Here is a 23,065-nt window from a genome sequence, read left to right as displayed (position 1 = left end):
TAGAACTAATCATCATAGGGTGATTGGAGCAATCGATGCCGAGACAAGGGACACGACTGACAATCGTTCAGTACGCCGGAGACTTTCGAGAGGCATCTGAGCGCCTGTCGCGTGGAGGGCCTGAGACCTACCGCGGGCAAAGGTACACAGTAGAATATGTCGAGAAGCTTACTCAACGCCTCGATGCCGTTACAATCATCACCGGATTTACCGATGAGGCATATGATGTTGTGTTGCCCAGCGGGGCAAGGGCTATCGGAGCAGGATTCACCAACGGATTCGATGGTCAACGGATTGCTCAAATCGTCGACAGCACAGCACCTGATCTCCTAATTCTGCGTTCGCCGATACGACCGGTTCTTTGGTGGGCTGTTCGGAAACGCTGTCGCACACTCGTGCTCCTTGCCGATTCATTCAATGAAACATCACTGAAAGGTCGTGCAAGCCAGGCCATCCTGTCGATGTTCCTCAGGTCCCGCGTCTTCGACTGGGTAGCAAATCACGGCCATCGTGCTGCTGAACAGCTTGTAAAGGGAGGCGTCTCATCGAACAAAGTTCTCCCATGGGATTTTCCTGCATTTGACACGCCAAGGACGAGGGCGGCCAAGCTTCAGGCTTCAAAGCAGCCTCGCATTCTATATGTTGGAGCAATGTCTGCCGAAAAGGGTGTTGATGACCTCATCGTTGCAGCTAAGCTTCTTCACAAGGAGGTAGGATCTCTTCAGGTTGATCTGGTCGGCAAGCTGGATGCGGGGAGAATTTCAGAGTTGATCTCAAAAAATGGACTGACTGGGGTTGTTAACCAGGTAGGTCCGGTAATGAATTCTGAAGTCGTACCGCTTATGGCGCGGGCGGATGTTGTTGTTGTGCCCAGCCGTTATGATTTCCCAGAGGGTATGCCACTGACGATTTACGAGGCGTTCTGCTCCCGAACCCCTCTTGTCGCTTCCGATCACCCGATGTTCGTCGGAAATGTTATCAATGAGGAAAGCGGATTGTTATTCAAAGCTGGACAGGCTGATGACTTGGCTGCCCAAATAAGACGCTTACTCGACAATCCAAGCCTATATAATAAAGTATCGGAAGGTGGCCTTGCCTCTTGGGAACGGCTTCAGATTCCGTTGAAGTGGGCGGATTTGATTGATCATTGGCTTGAAGATTCCGCGGAAAGCCGTAGTAGGTTGGCAGCTTATAGTATGGCCTCAAACTACAGATAGCTGATCGGTGAGACGCCCAACTGGCCCCTTGGATAAAGAGCCTGGTTCATCAACAGTAGCACTGCCGAGGTCGAACATGCTTCAAATAAGTCTGCTGCTGATGAATGATACATCGAAGCCATCTATTCAGCTTATCCTGCAGCCTTGACCTCTGAAGAGCCGCGTAGTCTTCGAACTTGACATTACAAGCCGCAATCATTTTCGGCTATGCGCCCCAGCATTGATCGAAAAATTATCCCAAAGTGAGCAATATTCGATGATGCAGAAGGGGATCAGCAAACATTTTGTAATCAATTCGGCTGGGAACGTCTTCACTCTCGTCGTTTCGCTTATAATCGTACCTATCTATGTTCACCAAGTTGGTGATGCACGCTACGGTATCATTTCGATTGTCTGGCTGCTGTTGGGCTACTTCGGCTTCCTTGATCTCGGCCTTTCACGAGCATCGACAAACCTGCTGTCGCAACTCAGCCATTCGTCGGACGAAGAGCGCACTCGGGTCGTTGCAACCTCTTTGATCCTGAACCTGGTTCTTGGTTGCATAGGCAGCGTTATTCTCTACGTGTCAGGCGCTTTTTTGCTAGAGACGATCGTATCGGTTCCTGCGGAACTCAAGCCTGAGATATCGGGCTCTCTGCCCTGGGTGGCTATCCTGCTTCCATTGGCTCTCGTTTCTGGCGTTGCGGTCGGAACCCTTGAAGCCCGTGAAAGGTTCGCGGCGGCGAACGTTCTCCAGGTCATAAGCACGACGATAGGACAGGTTGCTCCCGTGGTCTGTGCGGTGCTGCTTGGTCCTGAACTGACAATCGTCATTCCGGCCGCCGTGCTGTCTCGAGCCTTCGGCGTGCTGCTGATTCTCGCATACGTCGCGCTCTTCAATGGACCTTGGACGTCGATCAGGTTCCATAAGGCTACCAGCCGCCAGTTGCTGGGCTACGGGGGCTGGGTCACCATCTCAAGCGTCGCAAGCCCCATCCTACAATCTCTGGATCAATTCGTGATCGGCTCCAATCTGGGCGTTGCTGCCATTACGTATTATGCGATCCCCATGAACCTGGTGATGAGGAGCCAGCTCTTTGCGGCGGCGTTGTCGCGAACCTTGTTCCCGCGAATGTCCCGGCTCAACCCGTCGGAATCGAAAGCTGTCTCTGAAGCCTCTCTTGTCACCCTGTCGTTCGGCTACGCGGCTCTGTGCGCTCCGGCAATCATCCTCGCAAAGCCCTTTATCTCTCTTTGGATCAGCCAACCTTTCGGCGACATAGCAGGTCCGATCGCTCAGGTTCTTCTCATCGGGGGCTGGATCAACGGTCTAGCGTTCATTCCCTTCAGCCTGCTTCAGGCCCAAGGCCGGCCGGATCTTACTGCGAAGTTTCATCTCCTTGAGATCATCCCGTTTATCGGTATTCTTTGGTTTCTTTCTTCGGCATTCGGACTCATGGGCGCAGCCGTGGCCTGGACGCTTCGTGTGGGAGTTGACGCAGCGCTTCTGGCGTTTGCAACTCGCATCAGTGTCCGTACGCTCGCGAGGATTGCCCCCGCCGCACTCTGTATGCTCGTGTGCTATGCCATTGTCGGGTTCGTTTCCATGACCTTCTGGCAGGCCTTTGCAGCAGCCGTCGTTGCAGGCTGCAGTGTCGTCGGGCTCGCCATGTATTTCGACTTGGGAGTCAGAAGTTTACTGTTGCGATTTAGAAAGGGCGTGCGCGACGATGCCGTCCGTGAACTTGGCTAGGGTAAATGGCCCGACAGGCGGTCGACGCCCTCTTTGGTGACCAAACAGGTTGAGAGCGAAAGCCCGTGGCAGCAGTCTGTCGCAGGGTTGTCGCATTCGGTGGCCCAGCCAGGCCAGTCGGGTGATCTTAGATCCCCCAAGGTATCACTCATCGGTTGCCCAAATCGTAACCCCGACCCTGCTGATGACCTCTCGATATCCGAGAGGTTCGACAGAGAAATGCCTTTGGCTTGCTATGCCGCCGAGGCAGGGCTCCAAGCTCTTGAGGCTACCTCCCGGACGAGACATCGCGAGTTCTGTCTTCCAGATCAGCAGCATCAGCGTTGTCGGCGAGGTGCGCCTCGGGCGCTATCCGATGATGCCAGGCCATTGACGTTCGATGCTCCGTGCCGGAGTGCCTGCTGACGGGCGAGCCTGCCAGTGAACGTCTGGGACTCTCCGGCGTGGATCGGCACGCTGCACGTAGTTATCCCAAGTCATAGTCTCCTGTCGCGCAGGCCGCATCAACGCGCATTAATTGAACTTGAGCGGATAACCGGTCGCGACAGTCACGATCAGCCCTTAGATGACGAAAAAGTCTTTGTACGACATGGCAGGATGCTTCGAAAACGTAGCAATCTCAACAGGCTTGTAGTGGGACTCTGAACCGTCTGCATCGTAGTAGAGCACGCCCTTTTTGGTGTCGTAGACGATGTAGTCGTTCTTATCCTTGGCTTTTGTACCGAGGGCAAAATTATCCTTCTTCAGCTGCGTCGGCTTGGCTTCGGTGCCTTTGCCCAATTTAGTGAACACCTTGTTGTCGAGCCAAATGGCGTCATCGGACGCCTTGAAATCGGTTACAATATCTCTGTTCTTGGCCGCGTTTGGCTTTGAATTGAAGACGAATACGTCTGCTCCACCTCCGCCAGTGAGACGATCGTTTCCAAGCTCGCCCCTCAGTTGGTCATTCCCTGCACCTCCGTTGAGGCGATCATTCCCGGATCGAGCCCACAGAGTGTCGTTCCCCATGGTTCCATTGAGGGTGTCGTTCCCTACTGTGCCCCAAACGTTAGTGTCGCCGGTGACTGCCTTCATAGGGATGGAGTCGACGAAATTTACGACGCTTTCGAGACCTCTCGGATCGGTCACGACAGGGTAGTTGTCTGTTGGCCCTTGGATAATCGTCTCGCCGCCAGAGCTGTCAGTGGCAGTGCCACCGGTGCTTGAGGGAGATCCGTTCGGAGCCTGTAAGAGACTATCGATGATTTTCTGCACATCCGGCAGCTGAACTTGGTAGATCTTGGACGGCTGGCTGCCAGCGTTGAAAGCAGTCCACGAGATCAGCGCCCATGAGGCACTGAACTCGGCCCGATTGGCAACCAGACCAGACTTCGTATTGTACGTGTCGATCGTATTCCGCCCGTCCTCATATTGGATCTGAACCGAGGCGACAGAACCTTGTGAGTCGAACGTCGTGCGCATTTCAAGGCGCCATTTCAAGGTGTAGTGCTCGGTTCGAATAAGTGCCCCATTCTGGTAACTGAGCAGAAGGTGTCCGGACGCATCATTCTTAACAACTTGGGTTAGCTCGCCTGCTGCAGAGTAGCTCGTTTCCAACGCAGAATCGTGAACGCCTCCCGGGAAGAACTTCTCAACCCTCGAGCCATCGTCGGACCATACGATCTCCTGGATGCGCTGATAGTCAGCATTGTATGTCTGCGTGCTCTCGACACGAGCTCCGAAAGTGTCATAGGTCGTTAGCACCCAAGTGCCGTTTGCTTTGCGAGAGATCTCGCGCTGCGGATGCGACTGGGCATCCCTAATGGTTCGGGAAATGAGATCCCCGTCCTGGTCGAGAATGTCGATGATGCGGGGAGCGAGGCTATTGTCGCTGATCGTCTCCACCTGAGTGTTGCCGTCAGCCAGCGTCGTACGGATCGTCTTCAGGCCGGTGTAGTTTTCGAGCACATCCATTTGTGCAACGTCTAGGATCCCGAGATCGGGCGTTGCCGCGAAGATGTAGCCCTCCGGCAGCCCTCCTGCAGCCCAGTATGCTGCCCCCTTCCAGACATCCTGGTTCCCATCGAGGAATTTCAGCATGTTGTCGAGCGCGGTGAGGGACATCGAGTTTGCTGCCACGCCGAACTCGCCCAGATAGAGCTTGGCTCCGGTGGTTCGAGCCCAATTCGTGATGGCCTGAAGGCGCTCAACACCAATAGTCTCCGAGACGACCCATGCGTTCTGGCCCGAGGTGTCGTCGAGGTATTGATGCACCTCGAACATCACTTTCGAGAGTGGGTCGATCACGGCTCCCGGCGAACCGATTACCTTGGCGTTGTCGGTTGTCGTCCAACGATCGGCCGTGTCCCAGTAACTGCCGGACACGAGGATCTCTTGCGTGGCTCCAGCATCGCGGATCTCATCAATGGCGGCATTCACGGCAACCAGCCAATCGGCTGCCCGTGGGAGCTGAGGCTCGTTCATGAGACCGAAGACAACGTTATCGTAGTCGCACAAGGCCTCCGCGAGCTTGCCCCACAGATTGGCGAATGCGGCAACCGTGACTGATCCAGTTCCGATGAGTTGTCCGTTGTAGGCACCGTAGTTGTGCACGTCGACGATGACCTTGAGCCCAATTTTCTGAGCATAGGTCACCGTCTTGAGTATCTCAGAAAGATATCCTTGATCGAGTTCACCGTTCAAACTCGGCTGGACCTTCTCCCAGTCGATCGGCAGCCTGACCTGCTGGAAGCCTTTGGCAGCGAAGTAGTCAAGGTGCTCGACTGTGGGCGCATAAAAGCGTCCGTCTTGTATTGCGCCGAGCAGATTAATTCCGAGTTCCATGTGCCCACTGACCGGTTGGGGTGCTTGGGCCTATTGATGGGCAGGGCTGGGAATTTGGTCTATTCAGCTTGACGGTCTAGAACCTGACCTCGGACCGAACGAATGGACTAGACATCGTATCGCGATCATAGAGCAGGGCATCGCTCTCGCTCAGCGGCCTACGACAAACAGCTTAGGCCAGCTTGTGCTCATACTCCGTCGATGACTTGAGTTCTGCCACTCATGGTTAACGTGTCGACGGACAAAAATGCCTTCGATTGACAACATGTGTCACCCGCGTTCAGGAGCCCATCTGCTCAGACTGCAGGTGGTACGAGACCGGATGCGCGGTGCAACGTGGCACCGCCACCACTTGGTGAAACCGATTTATCTATGAATTACCGGCAGGTCGAGAACATCGATCTCGTCCCCGACGAAGGGATCTGACCTGAATGCAACAGTCGCGTAATGCGGACATGCAAAATGATCCGATCCAAGCAGCTCGAGGGAGCCTCATGAATCGACCATGACGTGATGGAGGGTAGATTTCCGGCACGCAGAACGATCACCGCAGATCTGGAGCCAAGCCCCGCTGGGTTCAATGTCTGCACGTCCAGGCTTGGTCCGCGACGTTTACGGAGATGCTCTAGTAGGCATGTGGATCATGGAAGACCCGTAAGGCCGTCATCAGAATGATCTTCAAGTCAAAAAGCACCGACCAATTCTCGATGTAGTACAGATCGAGATCCACTCGCCTCTTGACCTGCTCCCGTGAGTTTAACTCGCCACGGGCGCCATTGACTTGCGCCCAACCGGTAATGCCTGGCTTCACGCGATGACGAGCCGCGTACTCTTCAACGATCGAGCCAAGAACCTGCCCCTCGGCCGAGGTCTGCAAAGCATGTGGGCGTGGACCAACCACGGACATTTGTCCGGTCAGCACATTCCAGAACTGCGGCAGTTCATCAAGGCTGCTGCGGCGGATGAGGCGGCCGATGCGAGTGACCCGGGGATCATCCTTGCTGGTCTGACGGGAAGCATGCAGATCGGTCCCTTCGACATACATCGATCGAAACTTCAACACGTCAATGAGGCTGCCGTTGAAACCTTCTCTCTTCTGCTTGAAGAGAATAGGGCCCCGACTGTCGAGTTTGATGGCAAGAGCAACCAGCAGCAGGAAGGGAGCCAGCAGGAAAAGAGCAGTACTCGCTATGACGACATCCTCGACCCGCTTCGCAAATCTATCCCATTCTGCAATCGGCGGCTCCGCTACCTGCAACAACGTTCTGCCGCCGAGATGACGCAATCTGAGCATTTGCTGCAGGCCGTTGCCTGAGTGGGGCAAGATTAGCACTTCGGCTGCGTGCTGTGAGAGCGCCTTTAGCTTGTTCATGGCCACATGAGCTTGCGACCATGGAAGGCTGAGAACCACGACCTCTGGATTCAACTGACGCAGGTAAGGCGCCAGATCCGGCATCACATCTAAGTTGTCGGCACTGATCGTACCAATCGCGCGGACGCGGTTCTTCGTTTCTAAACTCAACTGGTCCCCTGTCAGAGGGCTGTCTCCACAGGAAACGATCAATGCCCGCTGCAAGCAGGCTCCGCGTGCGAGCCTTGCTTCAACCAACGCGAGAACGACAGCGCGCAATACCACTGTCAGCGCAAGAGACAGCGAAATCCATGAGAAGAACCATACGCGCGAATAGTGATCGGACGTCTTCGTGGCTATCCCGAGAACCATGAGGACGAAGAACGTCAGGAGGATGGATATGACCGCCCGCGGAATAATCTGCGGCCACTCAAAGATGTGCGCTGCCCTATAAGCACTTAACGCATGGGCAGCCAGCAGAAACACGAGCACTCCCCCGGCAACGACGGCAACGAGATGCCCCAGCATCGCGAACTGAATGCCGTCGTAAAGCACTGCTGGTGCGATCCCGGCCAATGCTATAGCCACGATATCCATCAACATCAGCGTTGCGGCGAATCCGTGGGACGAAATACGCCCAGAGGTCGTTTTCACGCGGAGCTCTGAATCAAGCTGTCTACGAAATGCAGGGTCGAGAGCTTCGACCGCTTCTGGCAAATGCATTATGCTGCCCCCAGCCTTTCGTCACCCACAGACGAAGGCTTCAACGTCTTATAAGGCTTTCTTTACCTTTGGGGAGGGGCTAATTCAAATGGCTCAAAAGGGGTAGTGATCCAGGAGCAACAGCAATCCACTGGATTCGCGATGAGCGTCAAACGCCTGGTTCTGCAACGCAGGACCTAAGCTATTACTTACGGCTTCGTCAAAACGCCGACACTTGGAACCGTGACAACCGAATGATGGTCACTGGGCATGCTTCTCTGCCCCAAGCCCATCAGCAACAGTGCGATGAATGCTGCGCCGCTGCCCGCCAGGGGAGCGACAGCGAACGCGATGAGCCAGCCGTAGGACCAAAGTGCGGCCAGAGCAAGCGCCCCTCCAGCGTACGCTGCACAAACTATCACGAACATCGTGGCTCCTGCGACCAGACGTTAAAATCTTCTACAGGCTCATACAATCCGAGTTTCTGCTAAGTTTCTAGTCAGCCGAGCAGCCTAGACCATCTGGCCTAGTTGCAACTTTGCAACTGCCACACTGTTACGATGGAATCGATGTGGTGCGGCAGTGATTTCCCCCCGCATCTCGATGGGTTTGGTTGGGGGAGTGCATGCATGGCCTCTCCTGTCCTCTCGGTGGTTCTGGGGCAGGGCCGGCGCCACTCCGGCCTGCCGCGACCCGGTCTGAGGGGCGGCTCCTGCCCGCTTGGTGAGGCACCGTGAAGAGCCCGATACCGCAAACGATGCGCCACAGCAGGGGTTCAACAGCGAAGGGGTCTCCGCACTGTCGGCGCTGGAGGGCTTTCATGATCTGTTGTCGCAGCCAGATGCACTTTTTGCGCTGGCCTTATGAATGCCGAAGCCCCCGTGTCATGTCTGACCGGGGGCTTTGCGGTGATGTGGTTGCGGGGACCTGAAACTACCGACACTAGTGACGCCGATTGGTCGACTTACCGTTTAAGCAGAGTAGTGTGGTGAAGGTTCTGCAAATCGCCTGATCGGGGCGGTCATGGCAGGATAGTGATGTCCAAGTCACCCTCCGAGAGGACCCCACCATGACCAGCACCAAGGATAAGTACGAATTCCCAGGGCAAGCAAAGCAAGATCCGCAATAGCCCAAAGGCTAAGGCTACGGAACGAACCGACCCTTCTGCAGATCGATGGCTCCCTTAAGCTTGATCACGGCCTCGGCCGCCTTGTCACTGTCGGTGAAGGCTGACGATTCAACCCGCATGACTGAACACGCGAAACTCTTTCGCTTTTCATATAATACGGGACACGAATCCAGCACACTTCCTCAATTATGGAATAGCCCGCAGTGCTATCTTGCATCGCGGGCTTTCTGCTACTGATTCAAGCATATGCCGATGGGCAGATTGACATAACAGCATCCGCAACACTGTGCGTCGGAGACATTGTCACGTGAGCGCCGGTAGAACTCAAATCTGATTTGTTCGCTATCGTTGGAAAAGGCAGGTTGTATCTGTTGTGCCGAAGATCGCAACGGCTCTGGTAGGAGCAACGTGTCCTTTATAGTGACCAAACCACCCTGAGCGTAGGTCCGCTCCAACTTTGACGACGTCACCTCTGCTCATACCGGGAAAGCCAAATCCGATGACCGTATCTTTCTCGTCAAGCAGCACAATGTAAGTAGGCAACGAGGTTGTCTCAGTATTCCAAGCCCATCCCCATGCGCGCCCGCCACTTGCCAATGGGGCTGTAGCATCAAAGGTCCCCTGACATGCTGCGTCAGCGCGTGGCTCGAAGGGCAATTTTCCAGCAAGCCAGTGAGGCCATTCTTCGGAAAAAATATTGAGGCGCAACCGCTTTAGCCGGGCCGCTTCTAACAACACCCGGTCTGGAAGCGGAAACAGGTGACCCAGCATCTCTTCGTCGTTCACCTCGGCAAGCATAGCGGTAAGACCTTGCTGCTTCGAATACTTCGCCTCTTGTGCATCGTTAAGGTATCGAGCTTGCGTTGCAGCGGTGAAAACGATGATGAAGACCGCAGTCCAGGCCATAATCCTGAATTCACGCGTTAAGACGAGCGCGATCGATAAATAAATCGGAAAGACGATTGTTCCATAGCGAGAGGCGGCCGCTTGTTCGTAACCGAAATAATTCCGGCCAATTGCGGTCAGTAATGTCGCCGCCAATGTCACAACAATCACCGCGCCGGCAAAGAGGTCCATCTCGTCTAAACGGAATCGCCTGCGAATAAGCACAATCAGCGAGCTAGCTGACATAATTAGCACTAGTAAACCCATGAGGCCGGCAGCGGTAAGATTTTCTAGGCCCGTCCATGAAAGGCAGCTTTGGAGCGGACTGCCCAGGTAGTAAACCGAATATAAGAAAATGCGTGCTAGCGAATGCACGGATTCGGCTGGCTTTGGCCCGGGTTGGAAGCCCCAAAAGTACATTCCCGTGATCGCCAATATTGCGAAGGTAACAAAAGCGGCAATCTGCCAGCGCGGACGAGCAACAAAGCACAGCGCGATAAGGATGAAAGCGCTCAAGATACCCGTGGCAATGCACAACACGGCTATGGCCATGAGAACGACCGAAACGATCGCATGTCCCCAACTATTAGGCGAACGTGCAAAAACAGCGAACGAGGCCACATAGAAACACACTAGACCAGTATATTGCGTTTGGAACGGCCAGGCGAAGTTCTCGTATTGATACCACCAGAAAGTGAGAAAGACTGCTGCTACGGTGAATAGAGCTTTCATCCTCGACGTCAGGCGTTTGTCGAGTGCTATCATCCAGACAAACGTTGCACCTGTTCCTATTTGGAAGAGGGCGACGAACACCATAGAAAACCTATAGCTCATCCTGAAAAATTCGGCGTCTATGGTATAGATGATGCGCGCTAGAACAATGCGGTGCTCGTTGTGTTGAATGAAATAACCTGAAATTCCGTCAGGTTTGTAGAGCGTGTTCCACTGGTCCCAAAAGGGTGCCAGAAAGCTGAACTTCACTGTTGCATAAAGGTACCAGAGAAGCCAGCCGATAGAGGCAATGAACGCGGTAAGCCAAATCAACCTGTCAAAAAGAATAGAATGGCGCGTTGGCGGTGTCGTCGTGTGTAGCACAGTTGATTAACTCCGGGAGCGATGAAAGCGGTTGTGGCGTCACCGTGGACGCAGGACGAGGGCGAAAATTCCTGCAACTGTCGTACCGGCCGCCACCCTTCGAATGCAACCAGCGCCTGCTCCAACCATCGCGATATTTCCGACGACGACTTTCGGAGCACATTTGGCACCGATACCTAACCCGGCTTGGTTACCTATGGTCACGGCACCTGCTAATGCGCAGGATGGACTTAACCTCGGGAAGTCGTTGAACGGGCGATCATGGACAACGGTGACACCAGGTTGGATCAAAATGAGCTTCCTCAAGATGGCTTTCGCAGATACTGACGAAAGACCAAAGATGATAGATCCCGCGGGGGCGAGGACTACGAACGTCTGGTCGAAACTGGCGAGATGCTCCTCTATCTTGCGATAAACCGCATCCTGCTCTGGCGCCTCACGTGAAAGGAAAGATAATTGCTCACCAGTCTCTAAGTCCTGTTCAGCGGTCTCCGACTTCGTAATCTTCTCAAGGTGTGCCCCATATGATTGACTTCCAACCTAAGCTCTTGAACGTTTTTCGGCTGAGTTCTCAGGTCGTTTAACTCAGCCGTCAGAGCCTCAACTTGGCGCCTAATTTGAAGCATGGAGCGCATCATCAGATAATCGTTTTGGACCTCAGTAGATAAATCTACATTGTCCTCCATTAGGTGCCGAAAGATTATCTGGGATCTTGTCATTAACTGCTTATCAACGTCAATAATCCGCCGAAATGCACGATAGGTACCATGAGCGAGTTTATAGAGAGCCGTCGGGTCACGTAAGTAGGCGAGTATCTTGCGAGCAGATACTTCAACATCGTCGCCGACAAGTACTAGATCAATGCCATCTCTGAACTGAGTGTTTAGATTTAGCGGATCGCTAATAAAATTTGCAACTCCCATGAACCCAGCTTCTAGGCACGATCCAGTTGGAAAACCGTCAAAAGCGCCCGAACTTGATAGGAATGGTCTGTTCACCGAAACAATCGCGTCCATTCGCGAATAGAAGCTTCTAAAGAACGCGGCAGGCTGCGGGCCGTAAAAAGTGATCTTTCCTTCTATACCCTTCAGTGGCAAATCATCGGGGCCGTAATTCCCAACAACATGGAACCGGACGCAATCTAGCTCACTCGATATTAGGTTTGCGATCTCGATAAATTTATCATATCCTTTGGATTGCAAATCATTGTTGTATTTGTACGCGACAAAGCAGACATCCAGCGTACTCTTATTCCCGCCATAAAATAGTTTGTCTTGGCAAAAATCAAATGGGACATTACTGTCAAAAACTCCGCCGAAAATGTGATGCACCTTACATGCATTGAAGCCGATATGTTCAGACGTGATATAATCCCGCGATATAGTCTGGGTCGTAATGACGCCCTTACATAGGCGATTCAGCAATACAGAGCGCAATTTCAAATCAGTCTCTACTTGACCGATTTCAAATCCTCCACCCGGATACAGCTGAAGTATAAATGGTAGATTTCTCTGTTCGAAGAAAGGCAATAAATTGTATGCATTGTTCAAGAAAGTGACATACGCTAAGCGCGCGGCAATATGCTGACTTTCACTGAACCTAAATATTCGGCGTTTGGCATTTTCACTGAACTCCAGCTCATCCAACTTGCCTTCAAAGGTCGTTCCCTTTTCCCAATTGTGCCATCCTTCTAGCGACAGTAGCGCCGCGTCAAAATTGTACAAATAGTGCCGGTATTCGATTGTTCGGAATGGCGACAAGCTCGAAGGCAATACGTCATCAACGATGAGCAGATCTGTAATTTTATTACCAACAGTTCCCTCGACAACAGTGTTGCTCGATTGCATCATTCAGGCCCCCAATGGGTTGCATAGAACCCGAACGCTGGCAAACGTTGCACGACTAACGTAGAAGGCCGTCAGTGGTCAACAGAGCCGATGAAGTAAAGTGCCAAAGCCGAGATCGATCATATATGGCGCAGGGGGCCACGCGCGCGAACTTGCCTTTCAACTGGAGGCGGCCGGCACGCAGGTGCTGGCGTTCGTCGATGATTTCAACTCAGACCGTCTTTTGGACGGAACTCCGGTCGTTTCTTATGAAAAAGCAATAACGATGGCGGGAGGCGCATCCTGGTTTGTAGCTATAGGAAGTATAGAAGGCCGAGTTAGGCTGGTCCAGCGATTGAGTTCGTCGGGTACAAGGTTTGGGACTTTTGTGAGCCCGCGCGCCGTGGTGTCGCCAACCGCAAGAATTGGCCAAGGGGTCCAAGTCTTCGCAAACGTTGTGATTTCTGCAAATGTCAATTTGGGTGATCATGTGATCGTCAACTACGGGGCAGTGCTGCATCATGATGTGAAGATCGGATCATTCGGCTTTATCGCCGCGAATTCAACGATAGCCGGCCATGTGGAGGTTGGCTCGCGGGTTTGGATCGGCGCTGGAAGCGTAATCCGAAACGGTGTAGATGGCAGCCCCATGAGGGTTGGCGACGGGGCAGTCGTAGGCGCTGCTGCATGCGTCATATCAAACGTCGATCCCGGCCTGACGGTAATTGGTGTTCCTGCGAAGCCGAGGAGTTCTCGTGAAAAATAATCCTATTTATGTAGCGCGCCCCATCGTGCCCAGTGTAGATGAATTTTTATCTTATCTGCGTCCCGCTTTGGAGAATCGGCGACTCTCGAATGGAGGGCCGAACTGCCACAATCTTGAGCATAGGCTTTCGGAGATTTTAAGAACACCTCACGTAAGCCTGATGTCCAACGGCACGATAGCAATAGAAATTGCTGCCAAGGCACTAAATTTTCGCAACCGCATAATAACTACGCCTTTTACGTTCGCAGCCACTGTAAGCGCGCTGATTTGGATCGGTCTGGATCCTGTTCTTGTGGATGTGGAAGAGGATTATCTAACGATAGACCCGAATGCCGTAAAAGAACATCTTGACAGCAATGTTGGCGGTATCCTCGGTGTTCACGTATATGGATGCCCCTGCAACGTTGACGCCCTAGACGACTTAGCAAAAGCGGCGTCAATACCCATTCTCTATGACGGGGCTCATGTATTTGAATCAACCTTCAATGGTCGACCGATTGTCGGCTATGGCGATGCAACGACAATGAGCTTTCATCCAACAAAGCAATTCAACACGGGTGAAGGCGGCGCAATCGTAACAAATTCTTACGAGGTGCACGCAAAGGTCGGCCTTTTGAAGAATTTTGGGATCGAATCGGAGGATCTCATTTCGGAAGTAGGTACTAACGGAAAAATGAGCGAGCTGAACGCCGCATTCGGGCTCTCGAACTTGAGCGCAGTATTCGAAGAGCGTGCTAAACGGACCGAGATTGCTGCGATATATACCGATTGCCTTGTTGAGCACCCAAAGATCAAAATCGTCCCGCAACGGCCCGGCACGCTCGGTGCACCAAGTTATTTTGCAGTACGATTGCCCGTGGAGAATGGCATCCGCCTTCGTGACAAGGCGTACCTGGCGCTCAGGGAACTTGGGATCTTCACCCGCAAATATTTTTATCCTTTACTCTGTGATGTGCCGTCTTACAGAATGCATATGACGCAGAAGGAATTCAAGTTACCGAACGCGCGGCGTGCCGCAGAAGAGGTCCTAACACTTCCTCTCCATGGAGGAATAACAAACGAAGCCGCAGTCTATATCGCACAGTCTTTGAAGGCGTCACTCCATGACTAACCCATTGATTACGGTTATCGTACCGACTTATAATCACGCCAAGTACATCGCCGAAGCTATCGATAGCATTATTGCTCAAACCATCTTCACTTCGACAAAGGTCATTGTGTCGGATGACTGTTCCAGTGACGGGACATTTTCGATTGCACGTGCCACCGCACAAAGCCTTTCAAACGTCGAGGTAATTGTAAATGAAGCCAATCTTGGCATCATTAACCATTATCGGAAGCTAACTGAACTTGTTGATACCCCATATGTCGCGGTTCTTGAAGGTGACGATTATTGGATCGCTGACGATAAGCTTGAGCAGCAACTTGCTTTCCTTGAGACCTTTCCGGACATAGGATTGTGCTTCACAGCGTGTATTGTCGAGGATGAAGTGTTGGGGGCAAAGTGGCGGCAGCCAAACTGGCCAGACGGACGGCACAGGCTCCTGACAATGTTAGACTTACTTGATTCCAATCCTGTGGCCACATTTTCAAATTGCTTATACCGAAGCGACCGCTTCCGTGACGCCTTGAGTTACGCAGATGCCAAGGAGGGTTACGACTGGTTGCTGAATCTAACAATCGCAGCTAAAGGCGGCGCAGCACACGTCGCGAAACCGTCCACGTTGTATCGACTTCACCCAAACGGCACTTGGACTAGCCTTAACTCAGAGCATAGGAAGGCAGCAATAATTCGGACCCTCACGGCAGTGGGAAAAAGAGTAGACCCCGCTGTCCGACAGTTCATTAATGCTGCTGTTGAAAGATTATGAACAATCCCCTCGTTTCTGTCCTCATCCCTAGCTACCAGCACGAGAAGTATATCCGTGCGACCCTTGAGAGCGTCCTCGCTCAAACTTTCACGGATATTGAAGTTGTAGTTGTGGATGATGGCTCATCAGACAATTCAGCATCAATTGTTGCAAGTTATCGGGATAGCCGAATTGTTTTGCGGCAGTTGTACGAGAACGTCGGTGCTTGTCAGGCCATGAACGTTGGTCTCGAAATGTGTCGTGGGCAGTACATCGCAGTGTGCAACTCCGATGATGTATGGGTTGCCGACAAACTTGAGAAGCAACTCCAAATTTTTTCGTCCGGGACAGATGTCGCCGCCGTTTTCTCGGATGTAGAGTGGATTGATGATGAAGGTTGCTGGCTGGGAGATCATCCCGGCTACCAAGACGTTTTTCGTCAAGCTAATCGTTCACGTTTTCAGTGGATGAGAGATCTCTTAGAGGGTGGCAATCGCTTGTGCCACCCGTCGGTGCTGATAAAGCGCGACGTATATGACAAGGTTGGACTGTACAACAACTTCTACCGGCAGCTACCTGACCTTGATATGTGGGTGCGAGTGCTTGAGCACTTCGATATCTTTGTAATGCCGGAGCGACTCGTAAAATTTCGGGTCCATCAAAATAACACCAGCCGTCCAAGTCAATCGGCAAGTAACCGGTCGATCAACGAGCACCGACTCATCCTTGTAGATTTTATGAAACGCGTCTCAAGCGATAACTTCTACAAAACATTTGGATTTAAGGAGTTGAAATCCATCGGTGACCCCGAGCGCCTAAAGATCGAGATAGTGAATTACTTGCTCGAGTACAGGGGCATCGACGTCTATGAGCGGATGTTTCATCAGCTTGGGACGGAGATCGCGATGACCGTGCCACCTAAGACACTGATTGATAATGGCATTGCTGCGCATGACTTCCACCAAATGGTCGGACGGGACTCGCCATGGATTCCAGTCATTGTTTCAACACCTGTCGATGCTTCCGAGGGTTCAATTGTCAAGGAGCAGCCGGCAGTTGTCGAGCAACTTCATGATCCACAGCTTGTCGAACCGAGTCAGGTTCCTCCGAAAAAGTTAGGCCCAAAAAAGTCAGGTCCGAAAAAGTTAGGCCCGCTGGTGGCGGAAACCCAAACCAAAACACTGATCAGAATTGTTCTAAGCCGCTTACGCACAAGGACTCGCTCCTATTTAAGCGGAAACCGGGATTGACTGTGTAGTCTGAGCGCCTCTTTTCATCCGGCGATCAGGAGAACTCGTTGGTAGTGTGGTCTAAGCCTCGTAAACTCCTCCACGTAGGCAGGTCCACACTTGAGAAGGGCCCGCATTGGTTCCTGTCCCTTGCATTTGCACGCGAAAAGATGGAGCACTGGCGTCGATACTACAGTGAGGACGACCCCATGGTGCGATCGGGAGTAGGCCCCGATCGTGCTGACGAAATTGGGTGACCCAGCCAGCCTACCACCCTGATTGAGGTTGGAAAGGTCTCACCTCGGGTGGTGCCAAAATGGGCTCAGCGCACAATGACCACGAATCCCGACGGAAGGCTTTTGAATTGGCTCAAGAAGGACCTGCAGCATCTCGGGCATGGACCGTCCGACGAGGCCCTAGTTCAACTTGTTGAAGATACTAAACGTATCATCAAGCTGTACTTGAAAAACCCCGTGAGGCTGCGTCCCTCGGCAGTCGCCCGCGAGCTTAACAGCCTGGCAACTAATCTTGCGAAAGCAGAAAAGAACGCCGAGAAGCTCGGGAACCAAGGTCTCCTGATGATTGTCGCGATGTCCGAGGTCAACCTCGATTGTGTCGCCATCGAGATGCGGCAGCACATCCTTTATCTGCAGCGGATGGCGTCCTTGAGCCGCAAAGCCGCGGAGGTCGCCAAGGAGCAGAGCCTATCTGCCCAGGACAACCATGGCGGACCGACCCCGACTCAGGAGTTGCGGGAACTGATCTCGGCGCTGATGCTATCCTATCAGGAGGTGCTTGGCATCAGGCCCGCTCATACGGTGGACAAAATCATCTTTCTGGCCGAACGCGGCTTCACCGGCTTCGTCAAGGAGGCGCTGTGTCTGTATGCGCCCAAGGGCGTCACGTTCGAGCCGCGGCTAATCGACAAGGTGGTCGAGGAGAAGCTCCCGATCCGTGACCTTGAGTACTTCGACCCACCGTTCGTGCCCTGAGGTTGTGCAAAAGCTGGTGAGTTAGGGAGTTCGACCAATCGAGCGTCCGTCATGATTGTCCTGCCCATTGGAGGTCACCAGTGGGCAAGACAGCAAACCGTGAACCAGCAACTCGCAGCCATGAGGAGCCGGCATCTTCGCCGGTTGCGTTGATTGCTTTCGTCCGGTTGCTGGCCCGGCACGCGGCCCATGAAGCGTTTGCCACAGCCGAACCAGCGGTTCCCTCCGAGCACGATCACCCCGAACCGGAGGATACCTTTGAAGCCGAAGTCTGAGCCGCTACTGACCCTGGAGGACCTCGCCACTCGCTGGCAGGTCAGCCTTAAATCCGTGCGCCGCATTGTGGCCCGCGGCGAGCTCAAGGTGCACCGCATTGGTCACCAGATCCGCATCTCCCTCGAAGACGTGACCACCTACGAGAAGCTCCATCGCGAGTAGGTGCGATGGGTGCCTATGTCCGCTTCTGTCCAACAGCGTCAATGGCTTAGCGGCTGTCGGGAGACCGCTCCCGGCTGAACGCCGTAGGACCAGAAAGCTGCTATTTCCCGAACTGCCCCTCCTGTCCACGCCTGACCTCCCGAGGCCAGAGCTGACCATGTGAGACGATCCCGATGCAGTATGTCGACCCCAGATTCCTCGCCCGTAGCAAAATGGCTTTCGCCTCCCAGAACCAGGCCACTCTGGCGGAGGTGAAGCGTCTCGCCGCGTCGGATCCCGACCTGACCAACACCCAGCGCCGCGACCTCATCTCGGCCCTGAACCGCGTCGGGCAGATGTTCGGGGCACCCTTGGAGACGCTGGAGGCGAGTCCGCACCGGGTGCGTGAGCTGTTTGCGTCCAGAAGCGCCGCCCAGGTGAACCTGTCCGAGAAGACCTTCGCCAACATCCGCTCCCTGGTCGTCCAGGCCCTGGAACGCTATGCGCCGCGACCCCTGCCACTGACCCGCCGTATTCCACTCGCGCCGTCCTGGCAGGCGCTGCTTGACCGGATTGAGGCCGCCTATCAGCGCCAGGCGCTTTATCGCCTCGCCACCTACAGCACCGTCATGGGGATCGCGCCGGAGGAGGTCACGCCTCAGATCCTCCTCGGTCTGTTTGAAGCGCTTGAGGCGGAAGAGGCGCTCAAAAACCCGAAGGATATCCTCAAGAACACCATCTCGAACTGGAACCGCTCGGCCCGTACGATGCCGGACTGGCCACAGGTGCAGCTGTCCTCGCCATTCAGGCAGGAACCGTATGCGCTGCCCCTGAGCGCCTTTCCGGCCTCGTTCCAGGAAGATGTGGGACGCTGGCGTGAGCGCATGGCGAACCCGGATCCCCTCGACGAGGAGGCGCCGGCACGCGCCCTGCGCCCGGCAACGATCGAGCACCGGGTTTACACCTTCCGCCAGTTAGCTTCGGCGCTCGTCCATACCGGCTACCTGTCGACGGAGGCGATCACGTCGTTGAGCGTCCTGTTCCAACCGGAGGCGTTTAAGGCAGCCCTTCGCTTTTTCTTGGATCGTTCGGGCAGGAAGACCCAGCGGGTGCACAATCTCGCCCGCTCGATGCGTCTGATCGGCAAGCACTATGGCGGATTGGACGAGGCGTCTGTCGCCTCCCTGGAGAAGATCTGCCGCAAGCTCGATCCCGGCAACCGGCGTCAGATGACGGAGCGTAACCGCAAGCGCCTCGCTCAGTTCGATGATCCGCGCAACGTCGCCCGCCTGCTCACCTTCCCCGAGCGGGAGGCCAAGCGCGCCCTGGCCGAGACGAACCCGCTACGAGCCGCGAAGGCGATGGAGCGCGCGGTGGCAGTTGACCTCCTGATCCATTGCGGTCTGCGCATCGGGTCCTTGCGGACGTTGGAGCTTGCCGACTTCACCTTCCTGAGTTCGGGACTCGCCGTGCTCATCGTGCCGGCAGAGCGCACCAAGACGGGCCGGCCGCTGGAGTTCGAGCTCAATGCCGAGATCACCGCGCGCCTGAAGCACCACATCGCAGCATTCCGCTCGCGTTTGCCGGAGGCCGATGGGCCTTACCTGTTCCCGGGTGTGAACAGGAAGCCTCGTTCCAAAACCGCGCTGTCGGATGCGATCCGCCGCAGCATGCGCCGGGCTGGTCTCGAGATGAACCCGCACCTGTTCCGGCATTTTCTTGCCAAGATCACCACGGAAGCTGATCCCGGCGCCTATCTCGCGGTTTCGCGCGTACTTGGCCACACCACGCTCGACACCACCATGGGTCATTATCTCGGCACCGGATCGAAGGCGGCTGGACGTCACGTCGATCGCCTGCTCGACGCGGCCAAAGCCAAAGCCCCAACGGGGAGGCGCTGATGGGCCGCCCTGTTGATCCGATGCGCCGCGCTCTGCCGGTGTCCGAGTGGCCGCAGGTCGACCAGGAGGCCTGGGCGGCGGCACAGGTCGAAGACGACATATTCGACGAATGCGGTGGTGCGGCCCATTGGGCATCCGGCACCCGCCGGACCAACGAGCAGCATTATGGCCGTTGGCTCGGTTACTTGCTTTGGACCGGTCAACTGGACCGTGACGCAGACCCCGCCGATCGCGTCACGCGCGAGAGGGTTCGCGCCTACAACCTCCATCTTGAGACGCTCGTCGCCCCGCGTACACGCCTGTCGATGCTGGTCGGCCTGAAGGTGATGATGCAGGCGATGGCTCCCGATCGGAACTGGCGCTGGCTCCAGACCACCTGCAACCGGGTCCAAATCAATGCCAGGCCGAGCAAGGACAAGCGGACCCGGATGCGCCCGACCGCGGAGATTTTCGCCGCCGCGGTCGCGGAGCTGGAGCGTCTTCCTGTCGGTAACCTGTCGCTCAAGCAAGCCGTGGCCTACCGCGATGCCCTGATGCTCGCCCTTCTGGCGCTTCGTCCCCTGCGGGTGAAGAACTTTTCGAGCCTCGAACTCGGGCGACACCTGATCCCAACCGAAGGCAGCTGGCTCATCACCATTCCGGCCGAGGAGACCAAGACCCGTCAGCCGATCAGCTTCGAACTGCCCGAACCGCTGCTGCCCTGGTTCGAGCACTACCTTTCCGCGGTGCGCTCCTTGTTTCCGCAGGCGGCCGAATCGACCAGGCTGTGGCTCAGCAAGGAGGGCGTTATGCGCGATTCCCACGCCGCGTATCACCGGATCACCAAGCTGACCCGCCGCCTGTTCGGGACGCCAATCAACCCGCACCTCCTGCGCGATTGCGCGGCCTCGAGCCTCGCGGCTGTGTCCGCCGATATGGCCCGCGCCGCGGCGCCGCTGCTCGGCCACCGGCATTTCTCGACGACCGAGCGTTTCTACATCCAGGCCGACAACCTCGCCGCAAGCCGACGCCTTGGCTCGATCCTCGATCAACTCAAAGCCGCCGGGGAGGACCTCGTATGAAGCGCGCCGCGATCTATGCCCGCTACTCGAGCGAGAACCAGCGCGATGCCTCGATCGAGGACCAGCTCGAGGTCTGCCGCCGCTATGCCGCCCAGCAGGGGCTCCAGGTGACGGCGACCTTCCAGGATCGAGCGCTGTCGGGCGCCAGCAACAATCGCCCTGGCTACAGGGACCTGCTGGCACAATCGCGACGGGGAGCCTTCGACGTCGTGATCGTCGAGGCGCTCGACCGCCTGGCGCGTAAGCTCTCGGATGTGGCCAGCCTCCATGACGAGCTGCAGTTTCATGGGATGAGCCTGCACGCGGTCAATGTCGGTGCGGTGACCACCATGCATGTCGGAATGCTCGGCACGATGGCACAGATGTTCCTCTCCGACCTGAGGGAGAAGACCAAGCGCGGACAGTTGGGTCGCGTGCTGCAGGGGCGTGCCGCCGCCGGTAAGGCCTTCGGCTACAACGTGGTCGAGGAGGGCGAGCGAGGAGGGCGCACCATCAACCGTGATGAGGCGGCTGTGGTTGAACGCATCTTTAGGATGTTCGCTCACGGCGTAAGCCCACGGGCCATCGCCCGGCGCCTCAATGAGGAGAGCATTCCCGGTCCCGAGAGCCGCCCGTGGCAGGACACCACCATCCGCGGCCAGAAGGAGCGCGGGACCGGAATCTTGAACAACGAGATTTATATCGGCCAACTGGTGTGGAACCGCTGCTCCTATGTGAAGGACCCGAGGACAGGAAAGAGGGTGGCGCGGCCGAACCCGCCCGAGCGCTGGGAGCGAACAGAGGTACCGCACCTGCGGATTATCGACGATACGCTCTGGCAGGAGGTGAAGCGGCGCCAAGCGGCAACCGCCTTCGAGATGGGCCGGGATGAGAGCGGCAGTGCGCTCAACCGGGCTCACCGCCGCCGTTTCCTCTTGTCGGGCCTTCTAACCTGCGGCTGCTGCGGCGCGGGGTACACGATCATGGCGAAGGACCGCTATGGCTGCGCCGGGCGGCGCTCGAAGGGCATGTGCACGAACGACCGTACGATCAGCCGGAAGGAGATCGAGGCGCGCATCCTCAGGGCCCTGAAGCAGAACCTGCTCACGCCAGAACTGGTGGCGGAGTTTACCCGCGCGTATCAGGAGGAGGTGAACCGGTTGACGAAAGAGGCAAGTGGCAAGGCTGCCGAGACCGAAGTGAAGCTCGCCGGCGTTCAGCGCAAGATCGACGGGATCATGAGCGCGATCGAGGACGGGCTGTACCAGCCGTCGATGAAGGCGCGTCTCGCTGAACTGGAAGCAGAGAAGGCGAGCCTCGTCGCGCAGCAAGCAAAGTCCGACGTCATGCCGAACATCTCGGTGCATCCGAACCTTGCGGCGGTTTACCGCCGCAAGGTCGAAGAACTGGAGAACTTGCTTGAAGACGCTGAGCACAGGGACGAAGCGATGGAGCTCATTCGCTCGCTGATCAACAAGATTGTCCTGACCCCAAAGGAGGGCAGTGGCGTGGACGCGCTGCTGCACGGCGACCTTGCCCGCATTCTCACTCTATGCGCCGCCGGGCAGCAGGGGGCTGAACAGCAAAAAGCTCTCCGCGCGGCGGGCGCTGGAGGGCTTTCGGTATCTGCGGACTCGCGGGTGTCGAGATACGAAGAAGCCCTCGCTGGGGTTACCAGTCGAGGGCTACTGTCGGTGGTTGCGGGGACAGGATTTGAACCTGTGACCTTCAGGTTATGAGCCTGACGAGCTACCGGGCTGCTCCACCCCGCGGCAAGGCGTGCGAGTTTGGCTGAGCCAAACCCCAAGGCGTGCGAGTTTGGCTGAGCCAAACCCCAAGGCGTGCGAGTTTGGCTGAGCCAAACCCCAAGGCGTGCGAGTTTGGCTGAGCCAAACCCCAAGCCGAGGGCCTTCGACGCCGGCGTCGAAGGCAAAGGGGAGACAAACACAAACCGCGGCGCTCGTTTTCACAAGACACCGCGGGGTGATTGTCAGATCGTCAAAGAGGCGGTTGTCCTTGGCAGGCCCGGCAATGACCTACTCTCCCGGGTCTTGAGACACAGTACCATCGGCGCTGAGGGGTTTAACGGCCGAGTTCGAGATGGGATCGG

16 protein-coding genes, 1 tRNA gene, 1 rRNA gene and 1 pseudogene are annotated in these 23,065 nt (G+C 55.6%); 13 read left to right on the top strand and 6 right to left on the bottom strand.

What is annotated here, in order from left to right:
- The first annotated feature begins 35 nt into the window (after positions 1–35).
- Both NF876_RS06680 and NF876_RS06675 read left to right on the top strand, forming a co-directional pair.
- Positions 36–1,217 carry a glycosyltransferase family 4 protein gene (locus tag NF876_RS06680; protein WP_210807090.1) on the top strand — a complete coding sequence of 394 codons (1,182 nt, stop codon included), beginning with the start codon at positions 36–38 and terminating at the stop codon, positions 1,215–1,217.
- Between the two features lie 220 nt (positions 1,218–1,437).
- Positions 1,438–2,949 (top strand): flippase, encoded by a 1,512-nt coding sequence (locus tag NF876_RS06675; protein WP_262268053.1) that lies wholly within the window; start codon positions 1,438–1,440, stop codon positions 2,947–2,949.
- Positions 2,950–3,510: 561 nt separating this feature from the next.
- On the opposite strand, the gene NF876_RS06670 is transcribed toward NF876_RS06675, so the two are convergent.
- From NF876_RS06670 to NF876_RS06655, 4 genes are all read right to left on the bottom strand, one after another.
- Positions 3,511–5,772 carry a cellulase family glycosylhydrolase gene (locus NF876_RS06670; RefSeq protein ID WP_210807086.1) on the bottom strand — a complete coding sequence of 754 codons (2,262 nt, stop codon included), beginning with the start codon at positions 5,770–5,772 and terminating at the stop codon, positions 3,511–3,513.
- 625 nt (positions 5,773–6,397) lie between these two features.
- Complete coding sequence (locus NF876_RS06665) at positions 6,398–7,777, bottom strand: exopolysaccharide biosynthesis polyprenyl glycosylphosphotransferase (RefSeq protein ID WP_210807084.1); 1,380 nt, start codon at positions 7,775–7,777, stop codon at positions 6,398–6,400.
- Positions 7,778–9,296: 1,519 nt separating this feature from the next.
- Positions 9,297–10,934 (bottom strand): hypothetical protein, encoded by a 1,638-nt coding sequence (locus NF876_RS06660; protein ID WP_210805870.1) that lies wholly within the window; start codon positions 10,932–10,934, stop codon positions 9,297–9,299.
- Between the two features lie 470 nt (positions 10,935–11,404).
- Positions 11,405–12,784, bottom strand: coding sequence for a glycosyltransferase family protein (locus NF876_RS06655; RefSeq protein WP_210805868.1), 1,380 nt, complete (start codon positions 12,782–12,784; stop codon positions 11,405–11,407).
- Between the two features lie 97 nt (positions 12,785–12,881).
- Here NF876_RS06655 and NF876_RS06650 point away from each other — a divergent pair, with 97 nt between their 5' ends.
- The 11 genes and pseudogenes from NF876_RS06650 to NF876_RS43400 all read left to right on the top strand — a co-directional run bounded on the left by NF876_RS06650 (position 12,882) and on the right by NF876_RS43400 (position 22,694).
- The gene (locus tag NF876_RS06650; protein WP_210805866.1) at positions 12,882–13,526 is read left to right on the top strand and encodes an acetyltransferase; all 645 of its coding nucleotides are present in this window, start codon (positions 12,882–12,884) and stop codon (positions 13,524–13,526) included.
- A complete protein-coding gene (locus NF876_RS06645) occupies positions 13,516–14,637 on the top strand; it encodes a DegT/DnrJ/EryC1/StrS family aminotransferase (RefSeq protein WP_262266296.1) in 1,122 nt (373 codons plus the stop codon). The genes NF876_RS06650 and NF876_RS06645 overlap by 11 nt, the downstream gene beginning before the upstream one ends.
- Positions 14,630–15,397, top strand: a complete 768-nt coding sequence (locus NF876_RS06640; RefSeq protein ID WP_210805864.1) for a glycosyltransferase — start codon at positions 14,630–14,632, stop codon at positions 15,395–15,397. The genes NF876_RS06645 and NF876_RS06640 overlap by 8 nt, the downstream gene beginning before the upstream one ends.
- On the top strand, positions 15,394–16,626 hold the full coding sequence (locus tag NF876_RS06635) for a glycosyltransferase (RefSeq protein ID WP_210805863.1): 1,233 nt from the start codon (positions 15,394–15,396) through the stop codon (positions 16,624–16,626). The genes NF876_RS06640 and NF876_RS06635 overlap by 4 nt, the downstream gene beginning before the upstream one ends.
- 113 nt (positions 16,627–16,739) lie before the next feature.
- Positions 16,740–16,884, top strand: a pseudogene (locus tag NF876_RS06630) (integrase core domain-containing protein); the annotation flags it as partial.
- Between the two features lie 53 nt (positions 16,885–16,937).
- Positions 16,938–17,597, top strand: a complete 660-nt coding sequence (locus NF876_RS06625) for a hypothetical protein (protein ID WP_262268052.1) — start codon at positions 16,938–16,940, stop codon at positions 17,595–17,597.
- An 80-nt stretch (positions 17,598–17,677) separates the two neighbouring features.
- On the top strand, positions 17,678–17,872 hold the full coding sequence (locus NF876_RS06620) for a hypothetical protein (protein ID WP_210805859.1): 195 nt from the start codon (positions 17,678–17,680) through the stop codon (positions 17,870–17,872).
- Entirely contained in the window at positions 17,856–18,035 is a 180-nt protein-coding gene (locus NF876_RS06615; RefSeq protein ID WP_210805857.1) for a helix-turn-helix domain-containing protein, read from the top strand. The genes NF876_RS06620 and NF876_RS06615 overlap by 17 nt, the downstream gene beginning before the upstream one ends.
- Positions 18,036–18,208: 173 nt before the next feature.
- On the top strand, positions 18,209–19,915 hold the full coding sequence (locus tag NF876_RS06610) for a site-specific integrase (protein ID WP_210805855.1): 1,707 nt from the start codon (positions 18,209–18,211) through the stop codon (positions 19,913–19,915).
- On the top strand, positions 19,915–20,976 hold the full coding sequence (locus NF876_RS06605; protein ID WP_210805853.1) for a tyrosine-type recombinase/integrase: 1,062 nt from the start codon (positions 19,915–19,917) through the stop codon (positions 20,974–20,976). Before NF876_RS06610 ends, NF876_RS06605 begins: the two co-directional genes overlap by 1 nt.
- On the top strand, positions 20,973–22,694 hold the full coding sequence (locus tag NF876_RS43400; protein WP_210805851.1) for a recombinase family protein: 1,722 nt from the start codon (positions 20,973–20,975) through the stop codon (positions 22,692–22,694). Before NF876_RS06605 ends, NF876_RS43400 begins: the two co-directional genes overlap by 4 nt.
- On the opposite strand, the gene NF876_RS06590 is transcribed toward NF876_RS43400, so the two are convergent.
- Positions 22,651–22,727 (bottom strand) — tRNA-Met (locus NF876_RS06590). The two genes, NF876_RS43400 and NF876_RS06590, sit on opposite strands and share 44 nt — an antisense overlap.
- A 251-nt stretch (positions 22,728–22,978) precedes the next feature.
- Positions 22,979–23,065, bottom strand: a 5S ribosomal RNA gene (gene rrf / locus NF876_RS06585); the annotation flags it as partial.

The organism is Microvirga yunnanensis (assembly GCF_025460875.1).
The sequence above is the reverse complement of the archived record's forward strand: the minus strand, read 5'-3'. Positions and strand labels throughout refer to the sequence as shown.

Bases quoted from the DNA above. Each gene is read 5' to 3' on its own strand.
- NF876_RS06680 (WP_210807090.1), top strand. From the start codon at position 36: ATGCCGAGACAAGGGACACGACTGACAATCGTTCAGTACGCCGGAGAC.
- NF876_RS06670 (WP_210807086.1), bottom strand. From the start codon at position 5,772: ATGGAACTCGGAATTAATCTGCTCGGCGCAATACAAGACGGACGCTTT.
- NF876_RS06655 (WP_210805868.1), bottom strand. From the start codon at position 12,784: ATGATGCAATCGAGCAACACTGTTGTCGAGGGAACTGTTGGTAATAAA.
- NF876_RS06640 (WP_210805864.1), top strand. From the start codon at position 14,630: ATGACTAACCCATTGATTACGGTTATCGTACCGACTTATAATCACGCC.
- NF876_RS06635 (WP_210805863.1), top strand. From the start codon at position 15,394: ATGAACAATCCCCTCGTTTCTGTCCTCATCCCTAGCTACCAGCACGAG.
- NF876_RS06625 (WP_262268052.1), top strand. From the start codon at position 16,938: ATGACCACGAATCCCGACGGAAGGCTTTTGAATTGGCTCAAGAAGGAC.
- NF876_RS06610 (WP_210805855.1), top strand. From the start codon at position 18,209: ATGCAGTATGTCGACCCCAGATTCCTCGCCCGTAGCAAAATGGCTTTC.
- NF876_RS06605 (WP_210805853.1), top strand. From the start codon at position 19,915: ATGGGCCGCCCTGTTGATCCGATGCGCCGCGCTCTGCCGGTGTCCGAG.
- NF876_RS43400 (WP_210805851.1), top strand. From the start codon at position 20,973: ATGAAGCGCGCCGCGATCTATGCCCGCTACTCGAGCGAGAACCAGCGC.